16 protein-coding genes and 5 tRNA genes are annotated in these 13,620 nt (G+C 35.4%); 10 read left to right on the top strand and 11 right to left on the bottom strand.

Translation table 11 applies throughout. The features are described from left to right. Window positions 1-31: 31 nt before the first annotated feature. The 6 genes from A3223_RS08385 to A3223_RS08360 all read right to left on the bottom strand — a co-directional run bounded on the left by A3223_RS08385 (window position 32) and on the right by A3223_RS08360 (window position 4,487). Window positions 32-799, bottom strand: a complete 768-nt coding sequence (locus A3223_RS08385; RefSeq protein WP_084109912.1) for a carbon-nitrogen hydrolase family protein — start codon at window positions 797-799, stop codon at window positions 32-34. Further along, window positions 800-1,288: a hypothetical protein gene (locus A3223_RS08380; RefSeq protein ID WP_084109911.1), complete on the bottom strand. Its 489-nt coding sequence runs from the start codon at window positions 1,286-1,288 to the stop codon at window positions 800-802. Next, window positions 1,278-2,300, bottom strand: a complete 1,023-nt coding sequence (locus tag A3223_RS08375) for a ribonucleotide-diphosphate reductase subunit beta (RefSeq protein WP_084109910.1) — start codon at window positions 2,298-2,300, stop codon at window positions 1,278-1,280. Before A3223_RS08375 ends, A3223_RS08380 begins: the two co-directional genes overlap by 11 nt. 71 nt (window positions 2,301-2,371) lie before the next feature. Next, the gene (locus A3223_RS08370; RefSeq protein WP_084109909.1) at window positions 2,372-3,496 is read right to left on the bottom strand and encodes a PepSY-associated TM helix domain-containing protein; all 1,125 of its coding nucleotides are present in this window, start codon (window positions 3,494-3,496) and stop codon (window positions 2,372-2,374) included. Window positions 3,497-3,573: 77 nt separating this feature from the next. Further along, the gene (locus A3223_RS08365; RefSeq protein ID WP_084109908.1) at window positions 3,574-4,308 is read right to left on the bottom strand and encodes a spore coat protein; all 735 of its coding nucleotides are present in this window, start codon (window positions 4,306-4,308) and stop codon (window positions 3,574-3,576) included. Between the two features lie 103 nt (window positions 4,309-4,411). Further along, window positions 4,412-4,487: transfer RNA gene (locus tag A3223_RS08360), tRNA-Ala, on the bottom strand. A gap of 106 nt (window positions 4,488-4,593) precedes the next feature. On the opposite strand from A3223_RS08360, the gene A3223_RS08355 reads away from it, so the two are divergent. The 5 genes from A3223_RS08355 to A3223_RS08340 all read left to right on the top strand — a co-directional run bounded on the left by A3223_RS08355 (window position 4,594) and on the right by A3223_RS08340 (window position 5,178). Continuing rightward, window positions 4,594-4,668: transfer RNA gene (locus A3223_RS08355), tRNA-Gly, on the top strand. An 8-nt stretch (window positions 4,669-4,676) separates the two neighbouring features. Then, window positions 4,677-4,763: transfer RNA gene (locus tag A3223_RS08350), tRNA-Leu, on the top strand. Window positions 4,764-4,769: 6 nt separating this feature from the next. Further along, window positions 4,770-4,843: transfer RNA gene (locus A3223_RS08345), tRNA-Cys, on the top strand. A 32-nt stretch (window positions 4,844-4,875) separates the two neighbouring features. Beyond that, window positions 4,876-5,031 carry a hypothetical protein gene (locus A3223_RS09670; protein WP_180378722.1) on the top strand — a complete coding sequence of 52 codons (156 nt, stop codon included), beginning with the start codon at window positions 4,876-4,878 and terminating at the stop codon, window positions 5,029-5,031. 57 nt (window positions 5,032-5,088) lie between these two features. After that, a tRNA-Ser gene (locus tag A3223_RS08340) sits at window positions 5,089-5,178 on the top strand. A 468-nt stretch (window positions 5,179-5,646) separates the two neighbouring features. Here A3223_RS08340 and frr read toward each other — a convergent pair. From frr to A3223_RS08315, 5 genes are all read right to left on the bottom strand, one after another. Then, window positions 5,647-6,204: a ribosome recycling factor gene (gene frr, locus A3223_RS08335; protein ID WP_072595202.1), complete on the bottom strand. Its 558-nt coding sequence runs from the start codon at window positions 6,202-6,204 to the stop codon at window positions 5,647-5,649. Further along, window positions 6,194-7,153 (bottom strand): polysaccharide deacetylase family protein, encoded by a 960-nt coding sequence (locus tag A3223_RS08330; RefSeq protein WP_084109907.1) that lies wholly within the window; start codon window positions 7,151-7,153, stop codon window positions 6,194-6,196. Before A3223_RS08330 ends, frr begins: the two co-directional genes overlap by 11 nt. Window positions 7,154-7,155: 2 nt before the next feature. Then, window positions 7,156-7,485, bottom strand: coding sequence for a preprotein translocase subunit SecG (gene secG, locus A3223_RS08325; protein WP_021091090.1), 330 nt, complete (start codon window positions 7,483-7,485; stop codon window positions 7,156-7,158). Window positions 7,486-7,551: 66 nt separating this feature from the next. Then, window positions 7,552-7,935: a thiamine-phosphate pyrophosphorylase gene (locus A3223_RS08320; protein ID WP_084109906.1), complete on the bottom strand. Its 384-nt coding sequence runs from the start codon at window positions 7,933-7,935 to the stop codon at window positions 7,552-7,554. Then, window positions 7,928-8,626, bottom strand: coding sequence for a Bax inhibitor-1/YccA family protein (locus tag A3223_RS08315; RefSeq protein WP_084109905.1), 699 nt, complete (start codon window positions 8,624-8,626; stop codon window positions 7,928-7,930). Before A3223_RS08315 ends, A3223_RS08320 begins: the two co-directional genes overlap by 8 nt. Before the next feature lie 170 nt (window positions 8,627-8,796). Here A3223_RS08315 and A3223_RS08310 point away from each other — a divergent pair, with 170 nt between their 5' ends. Genes A3223_RS08310 through A3223_RS08295 form a run of 5 tightly spaced genes read left to right on the top strand, consistent with a single transcriptional unit; the run spans window position 8,797 to window position 13,618 of the window. Next, entirely contained in the window at window positions 8,797-9,441 is a 645-nt protein-coding gene (locus A3223_RS08310; RefSeq protein WP_072595207.1) for a carbonic anhydrase, read from the top strand. Further along, the gene (locus tag A3223_RS08305) at window positions 9,434-11,278 is read left to right on the top strand and encodes a mechanosensitive ion channel domain-containing protein (protein ID WP_084109904.1); all 1,845 of its coding nucleotides are present in this window, start codon (window positions 9,434-9,436) and stop codon (window positions 11,276-11,278) included. Before A3223_RS08310 ends, A3223_RS08305 begins: the two co-directional genes overlap by 8 nt. Window positions 11,279-11,288: 10 nt before the next feature. Beyond that, window positions 11,289-11,447, top strand: a complete 159-nt coding sequence (locus tag A3223_RS09665) for a hypothetical protein (RefSeq protein WP_021091126.1) — start codon at window positions 11,289-11,291, stop codon at window positions 11,445-11,447. Window positions 11,448-11,493: 46 nt separating this feature from the next. Next, window positions 11,494-12,573 carry a GGDEF domain-containing protein gene (locus A3223_RS08300; RefSeq protein ID WP_257639279.1) on the top strand — a complete coding sequence of 360 codons (1,080 nt, stop codon included), beginning with the start codon at window positions 11,494-11,496 and terminating at the stop codon, window positions 12,571-12,573. Continuing rightward, a complete protein-coding gene (locus tag A3223_RS08295; protein WP_084109903.1) occupies window positions 12,566-13,618 on the top strand; it encodes a GGDEF domain-containing protein in 1,053 nt (350 codons plus the stop codon). The genes A3223_RS08300 and A3223_RS08295 overlap by 8 nt, the downstream gene beginning before the upstream one ends. Window positions 13,619-13,620 lie beyond the last annotated feature (2 nt).

Genomic DNA, 13,620 nt, shown 5'->3' with positions numbered 1-13,620 from the left:
TTATTATACGATTTAAAACTTATCTTAAAATTTATAAAATTCCTAAATTCGTCTTGATCTCTTTTATTAAATTTGCATCAAATATCGTCTCTTTAACAAGCGTGCCATTTGGTAAAAATACTCCAGCAACTTCTAATGCAAGAGAGCTTGAGATCATGACGTAGCAGTTGTTTGCGATAGCTAGAGCCTTGCAAAGACTAAGATAAGCATCCTCTCTTGCCTTACCCCACATGGCTGGTACCATGATGATGTCACATCCTTTTAGCTTTGCCCAAAGTGTGCTATCACGTAGTTCAAAGCATATTAGTACGCCAAGTTTTAGCCCTCTAAAATCAAAGGCATTTATCTCGCTCACATCGCCGGCAGCAAAAATTTCGTGCTCTAAATTTGGCCGAAAAAGTTCGGCTTTAAATTGTGAATGAAAGACATTATTTGAGTTAAGAAGCAAAAATTCGTTATAAATTTTTGGTTGGTGTGGATTTAGATTTGAAATTTGAGCGAGCCCTGCGCTTTTGTTTAGGCTAGTAAGGTGCGTAAAACCAAGAAATTTATCTGGGCTAAGCGCCTCTTGTAAGCGTTCAAGTAACATCGCATCAAAGCTACCTATCATGCCACCAAGCATCGCTTTGTCCGCCCCAGCAAAAAAGCCGTCAAAGTCATATCCACTGATGCAAAGCTCGCTTGCAAGAATGAGTGAGTTTTCAGGTACAGCCTCAACTAAATTTGCAAGCTCCTCTAGGCGATCTGTTGCATTTTTTGCCTTTAAAGTTAGGCTTATTAGGTTTAAATTTTCGCTCATTTATTTTCCAAATACAAATGTCATAGGTTTTTCGTCGTGGCAGTCTTTTGGAATTTTGCAGTTTATATCCGTGCCACCGATGTTTGGTGTGGCTTTTAAAATAACGCTTATAGCTGTGATTTTATCATCGCGCTGGGAGAGCGGATCATTAAAAACCCAGACCTCAAAGCCAAGACCCCTAGCCTCATCATGTGAGACCACTCTTACTTCTTTTAGGTCTTTTGCCTCAAAACCGCACTGTTTGTTTATGCCAAGCATCACGTCATTTCCTAGCACAGATCCTAGCGGTGCAAAACTTGGTGCAAGTTCGCCATTTGGCATCTCTTGATAGATTTCCGCTTGGCTTGTCTCTTTTATCTTGACAAGCTTGTAGGCGTAGAAATTTTCGAGATTATTTTTATTTGCTTGATCAATTATTCTTTGATTGCTACTCGCACACCCCACAAAAAGTACGCAGACAAGGGCTAAAATTCCATTTTTAAAAGTCATCAAAGCTGATGCTTCCCTTGCTGTAGTTTGTCACCTTTGCTTCAAAGAAATTTGACTTTTGGTCGTTAAATTTCGCAAAGTCATCGACCCATTTGATTGGGTGAGCGACATTGTATTTGCGTTTTAGACCGATTGCAACTAGACGTTGGTCGATGAGATAGTGGATGTATTGCTCAATGATATCATCAGTAAAGCCCATTATTTGGTTTTGGGTGATGTATTTGCCCCATTTGATCTCTAAATTTCCAGCTTTTTCAAACATATCATAAATTTTTGTCTCAGTCTCAGGCGTGAAAAGATCAGGTCTTTCTTTGCGAACTGAATTTATCATATTTTGAAACAGAAGCAAGTGCGTGATCTCGTCGCGTTGTATGAAGCGGATCATTTGAGCTGAGCCTAGCATCTTGCCAGCGCGAGCTAGAGCGTAGATCGCTGTAAAGCCGCTGTAAAAATAGATGCCCTCTAAAATTTGGTTGGCAACCATCGCAAGAAGCAGCTTCTCGTCAGTCACTTCGCCTGCAAGCTCCTCATAAACACTTGAGATGTAGTCATTTTTCTCGCGTAAGACGTCGTCGTGCTTCTCCATCTCATAGATGAGGTCGGTGTTGTCGCAGATCGCCTCGACCATAACGGCGTAAGACTTGCTGTGGTTTGCCTCTTCGTAGGCTTGGCGGCTTAGCACGGCGTTGATCTCTGGTGCGGTGATGTAGGGGTTGATGTTGTCAGCTAGGTTGTTTGTCTGAAAGCTATCCATCGAGATGAGCTGGCTCCAAACTAGGTCATACATGCGTTTTTCGGCCTCTGTGAGGTTGTAGGCGTAGTCGCGCACATCATCGGTAGTATCGACCTCTTTTGGAAACCAGGTGTTTGCCTCCATGAGGTCCCAGAGCTTTAACGCCCACTCGTATTTTGCCTTAGTGAAATTTAAAATGCCGTGTGGGTTGCCGTTAAAGACTCTTCTGTCGGTCAAATTTTCATTTGAACTTGGGTTGTAGATGCGTTTTCTATTCATAAATTTCTCTCTTGTTTGTGGTAAAAATTTCTTAAAATCTTACCCAAAGCAAGGTAAAAATTTACTTTTATTTATATGGCTTTGCTCCTTTTTATGGTCATCAAAAAGCCAGTTATGATAAGCAAAACGGCGATCACGCAAGAGATGGCAAAGACTATCTGACCGATCTCGCCAAACATCTCTCCAGTATGCAGGCTAAGCACTTTGCGACCTGCTTTTTTTGCCTCTGGGATGCTATCACTCTTGCTAACAAGTTTGTTTTCTTTGATCTTGCCAGCGCTCGCGTCAAGCTTTAGTTTGCCCACTTGGCTCTCGCTAGTTTCGTAGTTTATGGTGTAGGTGCTTTGGTTGTTTTCAGGCACATTTATCGTGAGTGATTTTAGCTCTAGCGTGACATTGTCTTTAAAAATTTGCTCCGCAGTCTCGATCTCTTTAAATTTCTCATCGCTTATTGGGATTAAATTTCTTTGAGGCATTGCCCTTTGCGCTTGGCTTGGTTTTAGCTCGAAAAATACGCTATTTACGCTGTTTCTGACCCAGCCATAAGACCAGTAAAGACCAGTTAGCGACATCACGACAAGTAGGATCGCCACGTAGGTGCCAAGGCTCGTGTGGAGGTTGTAAAAGCAGGCGTAGCCCTTTGCGTTTGGCTTGATTTTTAGCGAATTTAAGAAATTTCGTTTGATCGCTGGTGCGTAGAGGATGAGTCCACTGATAGCAAGCAGAGCCATGATGATGGAGCTAACCGCGACTATTTGCTTGCCGATGTTAGCCGGGACTTTGCTATCAAGCAAGGCAAGTCCTAAATTTCTATGAAGACTTAAGATAATGATACGAAATTTCTCACCCCAATCCTCGCTAATAACTTCGCCACTTCTTGGATCTATGAAGAAATTTAATTGCTTTTTATCCTTTGTAATGCTTATACGATAAGCTTCATTTGCTCCACCTATTTGTAAGCTTTCAAGCGTATCAAATTGAATCTCACTTTTTGCTTTAGCTAGGAGTTCATTTAAACTTAAATTTACTTTTTCGCTAGGAACTAAGTTTATAAAATTTTTATTTATCGCACTTTTGATCTCTTCTCTATAAGACGCAAATGGTGCTGAAAGAGTCATGAATATTAGTGGAATAGCCGCAATTAGCCCAATTATTAGGTGGATGTTGAAAATGATTTTTCCTCGTTTTAAAAACATTTTTTTCCTTTAAATTTTAATAGCGAATATTATTTTATTTTTTGTTAAGAGGAGATAAAATTTGGTGAGAAAATTTGCTATTTATTTTGAGCGATCGGTAAGAGATACTCAAAGGTTCTGATGGCTGCGTTTAGATCCTTTTTATTTAGAGATTTAAATGGTTTTAGCAAGTAATAAAGTGGTTTAAATTTTATAATTAGCTGCAGTGAACGCGAGTAAATTTGAGCCCCACCAGCTACCAAATATTCACTAATGACTTCACTTGCAAACTCGTCTGAAATTTTAAAACGAAATAACTCATCTATAAAAACAAGCAGATCGCGACACTGTTGAAGCTCTAGGTCATGGCTAAAAAATTTTGACTCAAAGTCTAAAAATTTTATCTCATCATTTTTTATGGCAATGTCCCTAAGAGCCGGGCGTCCGTGCGCAAAATTTAATGCGTGAAGTCCAGCTAGCGCGTGGGCCGCTTTTAGTAGAATTTCATGTTTAAATTTTTCATCGTTGCTATACTTAAAAAGCCGAGAAATCGGTTCACCGACATCTTCTATCACGAAAAACTCAGTACTTTTTAGAATGAGTTTTGGGGCAGGAGCTTTGGCTTCGTTTAAAATTTCAAGTTTTTTTATCTCGTTGGCAAATGATTTATAAGGATTTGGCTTGAAAATTTTAGTTAAAAAGCCACCTTCAATGTTTTTTTCAATACGTTTTAACCAAAATTTTTGTTCATCAAATTCAAAGCTAAAGACGCGATCGTTGCCGTCACTATGACTTTTTAAAATTTCATCAACATATTGTTTTAAATTTTCCATAATTTGTAATTTAGCGAAAGAAATCTGAATTTTTACATATATGTGGCATAAATTTTAGTAAAAAGTAGTGAAAATATATTAAACAAAAGAGGCAGTAAATCACTGGTGGAGTTAAGCGGGATCGAACCGCCGACCTCTTGAATGCCATTCAAGCGCTCTCCCAGCTGAGCTATAACCCCAAAAAAGATTTGGTATTTTATCTTTTTATGCCTTACAATATTTTGAAATTTACATTTTGCAAAATAAATTTTTAAGCAATTTTTGGATAACATTGCAACTTTTAACGCGGGAATAGCTCAGGGGTAGAGCACAACCTTGCCAAGGTTGGGGTCGCGAGTTCGAATCTCGTTTCCCGCTCCATTAACTTAGCCCGAGTGGCGGAATGGTAGACGCAAGGGACTTAAAATCCCTCGGTAGTTTTTACCGTACCGGTTCAAGTCCGGTCTCGGGCACCACGATATGGCGACATGGCCAAGTGGTAAGGCATGAGCCTGCAAAGCTTTGATCCCCGGTTCGAATCCGGGTGTCGCCTCCAAACTTCAAAAATAACTACTCGAAGGAATAACAGTGAGAAATTTACTTTTAGCAGTGTTTATAGCATTTTTTATGGCTGGTTGTTCAAATACTTGGCATGGTGTAAAAGAAGATACCCATAATGCTAAAGAATGGACCAAAGAAAAGATAAATGATGGAGCTACATATATTAAAGAAAAAACAGAGTAAATTTTAGAGATTATAGTAAATTTTAAGCAAAGTTGGTTATAATCACAAATCTTAATTCGGGAGATGGCTGAGCGGTCGAAAGCGGCGGTCTTGAAAACCGTTGAGGTGTGAAAGCCTCCTGGGGTTCGAATCCCTATCTCCCGGCCATCCATCTAATTCCTTGTATATTTTATAAAGCATTACCTAGATTTATTATTCATAATGGCTATAAGAAAATTTTTATAAAAATTTAGTCTAAAATTTACTAAAACTAAAAATAGTATAAAATTACTTATTCAAAGTAAGATACTGTAAGATAATGGAAAGTTTAAGAGTTTTTATATTTTATTTTTAGCTATCTCAAATTCTCAAAATAATATTTGTAAAATTAATAATATTGAATAAAGAATTTAAGACGAATCCAAAATAAAAATTTAAATTAAAGCAATCCATGAAAATAGTTTAAAGACAAAGTGATGGCTATATTTTATGTAGTTAGGTTTTTTATATTTAATAGGTAAAAACACAACAGACAAAAAATTAAATTACTTGCTGATAAATATTTTTTTGAAATATTATTTTGAGAGAATATCTAGCCACATAAGAGTAGCTAGATAAGGAAAATTTCTAAAAATTTTAGATTTTTAAAAGCTCAGCCTCTTTCTCTTTTACAAGAGTATCGATTTTTGCAGTGTAGGTATCAGTTATCTTTTGAACCTCATCCTGCCCCTTTTTGCTCTCGTCCTCAGTTATGGCTTTGTCTTTTTCAAGCTTTTTAACTTCATCATTTGCATCTTTTCTTACGTTTCTTATACTAACTTTGGCTTTTTCTCCCATTGATTTTGCATGTTTTGCATTTTCTTGGCGTTGCTCGACGGTCATAGGTGGAAAAAATAGCTTGACACTCTCACCATCACTATTTGGATTGACGCCGATATTTGCTGCCTGGATAGCTGAAGAGATCGCTTTTATCATGCTCTTTTCCCAAGGTGTGATGGCGATAGTTGAAGCGTCGCTTGTAAGCACAGTAGCTACTTGGTTGAGCGGAGTTGGCGAGCCGTAATAATCAACCATTACATGATCTACGATATTAATGTTTACCTTGCCCGTTCTAAGCGTTGTAAAGTCGCGTTTTAATGAAGCTATTGCCTTCTCGCAACCCTCTTTTTGTGTTTCGTAAATTTTATTTAGCATTGATGTCCTTTATTAGAAGTTTTGTACTTCGTTGATGATCTACTTTTAGTGATATTAAAACTTTGCGTTTATCAAGCGGTGGGTTAAATTTACACTCAAAAACCCCATTTGTCATGGGTACCTTTTTAAAGCCATTAAAGCCAGTCATAAAAAAACTACCTTCACTGGCGTTTGTATCAGTTTTTATAATGAGTTTATCTATTGCATTATTTTGTGGATAGCTATCCGGAAATATCCACTGGGCATTTAGAAATTTACTATTAAAAGTTAGTGCTATTTTTGTACCGTTCATTACTGGTGTTCTGTAAAGATCGTAAACGTCGCTTTTGTCTGAAACTGCGCCTGAGTTTTGATTTAAAAGCGCTAAAAAGCCAAATTCTTTTGCCAAAGAGACAACTCTGTTATCGATCTCACCGTACGGCACTGCGAAATATTTTGGCTTATAGCCCATATGTTTTTCAAAGGTCTCTACACCCTTTTGAAAATCCTCTCTTAATGCCTCATTGCTAAGCTTCGTCATCCTTGGGTGCGCGTATGAGTGGTACCCAATCTCGCCATAAGCCTCAAGTTCTTTAATCTGATCAAAATCCAAATAATCGCCATATTTATTTGCACTGGCTTCCACATAAAGCATTAGTGCAAATGGATAGTTATACTCTTTAAATACACTAAGGGCCTTGTCATAGAAACTTTTATAACCATCATCTACAGTGATGACGATCCAGTTATCAGGTATTTTTTCGCCAGCATTTACAGCATCGACTAGCTTTGAGAGTTTAACGACTTCATAACCATTATTTTTGAAATATTCAAACTGCTCTCTTAAATTTTTAATAGAAATATCAGTGCTTGTATGTCTTGGATCGTCAAAGCGATGATAGACTAAAATATGAGCGTCTGCTAAAGCAAATGTTAGCGTCAAGAATGACGCTAAAAGTGTTTTTATCATTGTTATTTTGCTGGAGTCTGTGGTGCACTAGGAGCTGATGGTACGTCGTTTGACTTTGGTATGACTAGAGATTTACTATCGACGCTATCAACGATAGAGCGTTTTAGATCTTTATTGTAGAAGTATCCAAGTGCAAGTGTATTTAAGATAAATAAAATACCTACGATAAAAGTAAATTTAGCTAAAAATCCAGCTGGTCCTTTTGCTCCAAAAAGACTCTCGTTACTTCCGCTATATGCCCCAAGTCCGATAGATGAGCTTTTTTGAAGTAAAACAGCGATAGTTATGATGACAGCTAGAGCAAACTGTAAGATCAAAAATATTAAACTCACGAAATTTCCTTTAAATTTTTAAAAATAATTGTTTGAGATTATACAAGAAAAGATTTAAATTTTTAGTTAAAGTTCTTTTTCAAGCTCATAAAGCTCATATCTTATGCCTTTAAAAAGCTCGGCTTGTTCTAAATTTATGAGCTTAAAGCACTCTTCAAGCACGCGAGCACTTTCCTGAGCCCGCTTGAAATTTGCAGTTATTATCTCGTCTAAATTTGATCTTTCTTGCTCGCTTTTTATGCTAGTTTTTAAAACGTCGTTTTGAGAATTTCTAAATTTTAAAAATTCTTTTTGCGGGATCTTTGCCTTGTGGCGGAGGGATTTTATTTTGTAGGCGAGCTTAGCGTCATCAAAGACATATCTTTTTATATCTTCAATGACGCGAAGCCCCTCTTTTAGCCTATTTAGATTCGCATCTATTACTCGGTAGATGCGCTCATCTTCAGTCATTTCTATTAAAAATTCCTAAAATTTGTAGTAATGATGTAAATAGATTTACAAAATCAAGATACAAAGCAACTGCTCCTTCAACTGGTGTTTCATAGTTTCCACGGATAATATTTTGCGTATCAAAAAGTATATATGCGCTAAATAAGATCGATGAAATACTTGCGATTACAAGTTGAAACATTGTACTTTTAACGAAAATATTGATAATAGCTGCTGCAACGATAACAATTAAGGTTATGAACAACATTTTACCCATTGTTGTAAAGTCACGTTTTGTATTCATTGCAAAGACGCTTAACGCACCAAAAGCAACTGTTGTTAGTCCAAATGCTTGAGCTACGATACCAGCTCCGCTTGGCATAGCCAAGATCGCTGAAAGTAGCGGAGTTAGCGTAAGACCACTTATAAAAGTAAACGCAAATAGAAGTATTAAATTTAATCCCTCTTTGCGTTTAGCTGCCATTAAGCCAAAAAGTAGTGCAAACTCGACTATAACAAGTCCCCAAAACAAAAATCTATTTGCCGCAAAAACACCAGCGATGCTAATGCCTACATAGGCGCCAGCTGTTGCTGAAAGTAGTGATGCTGCAAAAAGTTGATAAGTTTGTTTTATAAAAGTGCTTAGTGAGCTTTGAGAGTACGCAAGTTCTTCTTGATTTTGTTTTGCGTAGTTCCTATCATACAGACTCATTTTATCTCCTTATGAATTTTTGAATGAGTTTAGCCTAAAATAATTAAACAATGAATAAAAAGAATTTTAACAAATTATATTAGTTAAAAATTTATATATTAAAGTATTTTTTAGATTAAATAAAAGTTGCTATAATCGCGTAAAAATATAAAAAACGGAGATAAATTTTTATGGATGACTCGCTACTTGAAGGTGCGGTAAAATTTATGGAAGATGGCTTTTTAGAGCATGAAGAGCTCTTTAAAAGTCTACAAAATAGACAAGACCCACATACCCTTTTTATATCCTGTGTTGATTCAAGAGTAGTACCGAATTTGATAACAAACTGCCTTCCAGGTGAGCTTTTTATGGTACGAAATATCGCGAACATCGTGCCACCTTATAGAGTGAGCGAGGAATTTTTGGCAACGACTTCTGCTATCGAATATGCATTAGAGCTTTTAAATATCAAAAATATCATTATTTGCGGACACTCTGATTGTGGTGGATGTGCAGCGCTTTATATGGATGAAAAAAAGCTCAAAACTACGCCAAATGTTAGAAATTGGATAAAGCTAATAGAGCCAATTAAGAGAGAAGTGCTTAAATTTACAAGCGACGATCCAGCAAAGATGGCGTGGCTAACTGAGAGATTAAATGTGATAAATTCGATCGAAAATATAATGACTTATCCAAATGTAAAAGAGGAGTATGAAAGAGGAAATCTTCAAATTTATGGCTGGCACTACATTATAGAAACCGGCGAAATTTTCAGCTACGATTTAAAAGAGGGCACGTTTAAACTTTTAGCAGATAAAAGGGGTGAAAATGCGTAAAATTTTAACCATCGTCTTGCTCTCATTTTTAACTCTTTTTGGTGCCGAAGATAATAAAACGCAAGAAGAAAGCATCATAAGCCTAACAAATCAGATCTTAACTTTAAACAATCAAATCCAGATTATAAAAGCACAGCAAAAAGATACAAACTCAACAAAAGCTGATAACTCAAATTTAGCTGGACTTCAAAAGAAAAAAAATGACCTTTTGGAAAAGATTCCACTATATGTTATGCAGATTGAGGTAACTCAAAACGATATTGATAAATTTATTTTGCAAAAAAATAATTTAGAAAAAAAAGTAGCTAGATTAGAGAAGCAATTAAATAAAGATGCTTATGTTCAAAGTGCTATTGAGCTTGAGAAAATGAAGATAGATTATGCTTATTTCTCAGCTTTAATTAATCTTGAAGAGATATTTAAAAAGGGTGCTAAAGCAAACTCTATAAAAGATGTGATAGATAACGGACTTTTAAATTTACAAACAAATTCTTACGTCAGTATAAAAGAGCTAAAAGATTCGCTAAATGAGACTTCAAGCTCTTACGATAACGCATTTGCTGAGCTTGATTTAAAAAAAGAGACTGATGAGGAAATTTTAATCTATCTTAAAAATAATGCCGATCTTCTAAGTTCAAGCATGATCTTATCAGGGCTAAATTTAGTCGATACGGTCGAATATATAAATAAGCTAACTTCTATAAATTCGGCAAAATTTAACGTTGGTAAGATCGTAGTTATAATCGTAGTATTTTTATTTTTTGTCTCACTTACAAGAATTCTTGCCAAACTCACATACTGGCTTATGTCACTCATTGCATCGGGCGAAGGCGTAAAGGAGGCAAAGGATCAGATAGTAGATATCATTAAAAAGCCTATATCTGCACTTCTTATCATTTATGCACTAAATATTTGTATCGGTGTTGGCTTTTATCCAGTGCCAGTACCATTAACTCTAGCAAATATCTTCTCGATCGTATATATAGTCGCGTTTTCATGGCTTGTTTTAACCATCCTAAATGGTTATGGCATAGTAATAATCGATAAAATTGCTCAAAAAAGCAGACGAAAAGAGGTCGTAAATTTAGTTTTAAAAGTAGTCTATGTAATTGTATTAATAATCGCACTTTTACTAATTCTTCAAAAGCTTGGCTTTGATATATCAGCGCTCATAGCTTCACTTGGTATCGGTGGTCTTGCTGTTGCATTTGCCGCAAAAGATATCATCGCAAACTTCTTTGCTTCTGTCATGATGCTCTTTGATAACTCATTTTCGCAAGGAGACTGGATAGTTTGTGGTGATATAGAGGGCACTGTTGTTGAGGTTGGCTTTAGAAAGACGACTATTAGAAGTTTTGATAATGCTTTAATCTTTGTGCCAAACTCAAAACTAGCAAGTGATCCTGTTAGAAACTGGAGTAGAAGAAAAGTCGGTAGACGTATCAGAATGCTAATTGGCATTGAGTATGGAGCAACAACTGATGAGATTAAAAAATGTGTAGATGATATAAAAACTATGTTGATAAATCATCCAGATATTGCCAAAAGTGAGGATATAACAGCAAAGAAAAAAGGGCTAAAATATAGACAAAGTATAGTTTCAGTTGATGATTATGCTGGATATAAATCAAATTTATTTGTCGTAGTTGATGACTTTGCAGATAGCTCAATAAATATCTTAGTTTATTGTTTTGCAAAGACTATCGTTTGGGGAGAATTTTTAGATGTCAAACAAGATGTAATGCTAAAGATTATGGATATTTTAAAGCAAAATGGTCTAAATTTCGCATTCCCAAGCCAAAGCTTGTATATTGAAAGCGTCAAAGATAAAATTTAAGGAGAAAACAATGAGTGATGATTTTGACTATGAAGAAGTAGAAGAAGACTACTCTGAATTTAATGACGATGAGGACGATAGTAGCGATAGTTATGACTATAATTACGATGAAAATGACTACAACTACGAAGATAGTGACGAGGACGAAGATAGTTACGACTCTTATTAGAATGACTTAATGAAATTTAATGGAATAAATTTACAGGGAGTTTTGTTTGACACACGATTTTGTAGATCAAAGTAGTTATAAAGCGATCGATGATATCTATAAAACGATATTAGACGTTATGATAGCTACGAATGCACTATCTTTGTTGCTTTTTATGATCATAGCTACACCGCTACTTTTTATATGCTTATTATTTATAGCAGCTGGGATATTGCTTAGAATAAAATTTGACATAAAATATAGAGTATTAATATCTCTTGCATTTCACCTAAATATCATATTACTTGTTACTATTATTGTTACTACTATGGGTTGGAATACTGGAATTTGGATAATACTTGTTGGTGTAATTTTTATAAACTACTTCCTAGCGTTTGATTCAAAGAGCCTTACTTATATAATGGCATTTTTAGAATTAATCTTGCTTATACTTCTTTATTTTATTCATAAAGATGAGGCGCCGCTGATCCCATCAGCTATACGAGGGGCGATAGTTATATGCAGTATTGTTTTTGCTTTTTTTATTGTTTTAAGACTTTCAATGTTTGCAGATATTATCACTTCTAGTGGATATCAGCAAATAAGAAAAGAGACGGAAGAGCTTGAAAAGGACTCAAAGCATGATTTTTTAACGCAGCTTTTAAATAGAAGAACAATAGAAAAAACTTTAAGATTTGAACTAATTGCCAACAAGGAAAGAAGTGGTAATACAAATTTAGTCATAATGCTAGGCGATATTGATAATTTTAAAAAAATAAACGATACATATGGGCATGACTGTGGCGATGAGGTCTTAAAAGATGTAGCCAGTGCTTTAAAGAAATCATTTAGAGGCAAAGACTATGTTTGCCGCTGGGGTGGAGAAGAATTTTTGATAATCTTGCCTGATACAAAGATAGAATTTATCCACGAAGTGAGTAAAAGGCTTAAAAAACAGATAAATAACGCAAAACTTCCAGATAAAACTCCAGTTACTATGACCTTTGGCATGCTAATATGTGCAAATGGTGTTGAGGTGGATTTTGAGCAAGCCATAACTTTAGTAGATAAGCTACTTTACGAAGGCAAGCAAAATGGCAAAGACCGTATCGAATTAGAAATTTTAAAAAAGAGCTCGGATGCGTAGAATTTCACTCTATACGACCCAAAAACTTATCATATTTTCAATATTATTAACTCACGTCTGTTATTTTTTTATTTTTTTATTTATGAAAGAAGAAATTCTAGCAGTTATGAATGTATTTTCAGTAGCAACCTATCTTTTTCTTTTAAGGCTTATCTACGATAGCCCTGAAAATAATAAGATAACAATGGTAATAGTCCAGCTTGAAATTTTATTTCATGCATTAGTTTGTATGCTAATACTTGGATGGGGATACGGTTTTGGATTATTGTTTTTAGCGTCGTCACTAATACTATTTTTTACGTCATTTACCTATAAATTTTTTAACTACATAATAGTTGCGGTGCAAATAATTTTATCTATAGCCTGCTATATATATTTAGATGGCCAGCCTATAAAAGATTTTGACAGCTTTAAAGATCTACTTTTTGTTTTTAACTTAAGTATGGTTTGTATATTTTCGGTTGTTGTTTCGTATCTTTTGGAGAGCTCAAATTTATTTATATTTTTAAGTATCTTAGAGGAAAAAGAGATGGCTGAAAATATATTAAATCACGATCCATTAACAGGGCTTTTAAATCGTACTTCGATGCAGAAAATTTTAAGTCAAAACGATCTTTATAAAAATAGGGACTTTGCTATCGTTATGTGTGATATTGATAACTTTAAAAAGATAAACGATACCTATGGACACGGTGCAGGAGATGCTGTTTTAAGAAGCTTATCAGGCATATTTAAAAACACATTTAGAGATAAAGATAGGGTAGCTAGATTTGGCGGAGAAGAATTTTTAGCAGTCGTCTTGGGCGTAAAAAAAGATGCAGCTGTAAGTATCGTAGAGCGTGTGAGAGAGACTTTGAGTAAAAATATAGTTGAGTTTGAAAACATAAAGATCAACGCAACTATGACTTTTGGAGTAGTTGCTCATGATGGTACGGGAGAATTTAGCTTAGAAAAGATGATAAAACAAGCTGATAATCTACTTTATGCTGGTAAGCGAAGTGGTAAAAATATCGTTATGAGTGCGGATTACGACCCAAAAGTATAAAT

The organism is Campylobacter concisus (assembly GCF_002092855.1).
In the GTDB taxonomy this organism is placed as follows: Bacteria; Campylobacterota; Campylobacteria; order Campylobacterales; family Campylobacteraceae; genus Campylobacter_A; species Campylobacter_A concisus_AI.
Note: the sequence above shows the minus strand (reverse complement) of the source record. Positions and strands in the feature narration are given on the sequence as shown.

Excerpts from the sequence above, each read along its gene's own strand:
- A3223_RS08385 (WP_084109912.1), bottom strand. The coding sequence starts at position 799 with ATGAGCGAAAATTTAAACCTAATAAGCCTAACTTTAAAGGCAAAAAAT.
- A3223_RS08380 (WP_084109911.1), bottom strand. The coding sequence starts at position 1,288 with ATGACTTTTAAAAATGGAATTTTAGCCCTTGTCTGCGTACTTTTTGTG.
- A3223_RS08375 (WP_084109910.1), bottom strand. The coding sequence starts at position 2,300 with ATGAATAGAAAACGCATCTACAACCCAAGTTCAAATGAAAATTTGACC.
- A3223_RS08370 (WP_084109909.1), bottom strand. The coding sequence starts at position 3,496 with ATGTTTTTAAAACGAGGAAAAATCATTTTCAACATCCACCTAATAATT.
- A3223_RS08365 (WP_084109908.1), bottom strand. The coding sequence starts at position 4,308 with ATGGAAAATTTAAAACAATATGTTGATGAAATTTTAAAAAGTCATAGT.
- frr (WP_072595202.1), bottom strand. The coding sequence starts at position 6,204 with ATGCTAAATAAAATTTACGAAACACAAAAAGAGGGTTGCGAGAAGGCA.
- A3223_RS08330 (WP_084109907.1), bottom strand. The coding sequence starts at position 7,153 with ATGATAAAAACACTTTTAGCGTCATTCTTGACGCTAACATTTGCTTTA.
- A3223_RS08320 (WP_084109906.1), bottom strand. The coding sequence starts at position 7,935 with ATGACTGAAGATGAGCGCATCTACCGAGTAATAGATGCGAATCTAAAT.
- A3223_RS08315 (WP_084109905.1), bottom strand. The coding sequence starts at position 8,626 with ATGAGTCTGTATGATAGGAACTACGCAAAACAAAATCAAGAAGAACTT.
- A3223_RS08310 (WP_072595207.1), top strand. The coding sequence starts at position 8,797 with ATGGATGACTCGCTACTTGAAGGTGCGGTAAAATTTATGGAAGATGGC.
- A3223_RS08305 (WP_084109904.1), top strand. The coding sequence starts at position 9,434 with ATGCGTAAAATTTTAACCATCGTCTTGCTCTCATTTTTAACTCTTTTT.
- A3223_RS09665 (WP_021091126.1), top strand. The coding sequence starts at position 11,289 with ATGAGTGATGATTTTGACTATGAAGAAGTAGAAGAAGACTACTCTGAA.
- A3223_RS08295 (WP_084109903.1), top strand. The coding sequence starts at position 12,566 with ATGCGTAGAATTTCACTCTATACGACCCAAAAACTTATCATATTTTCA.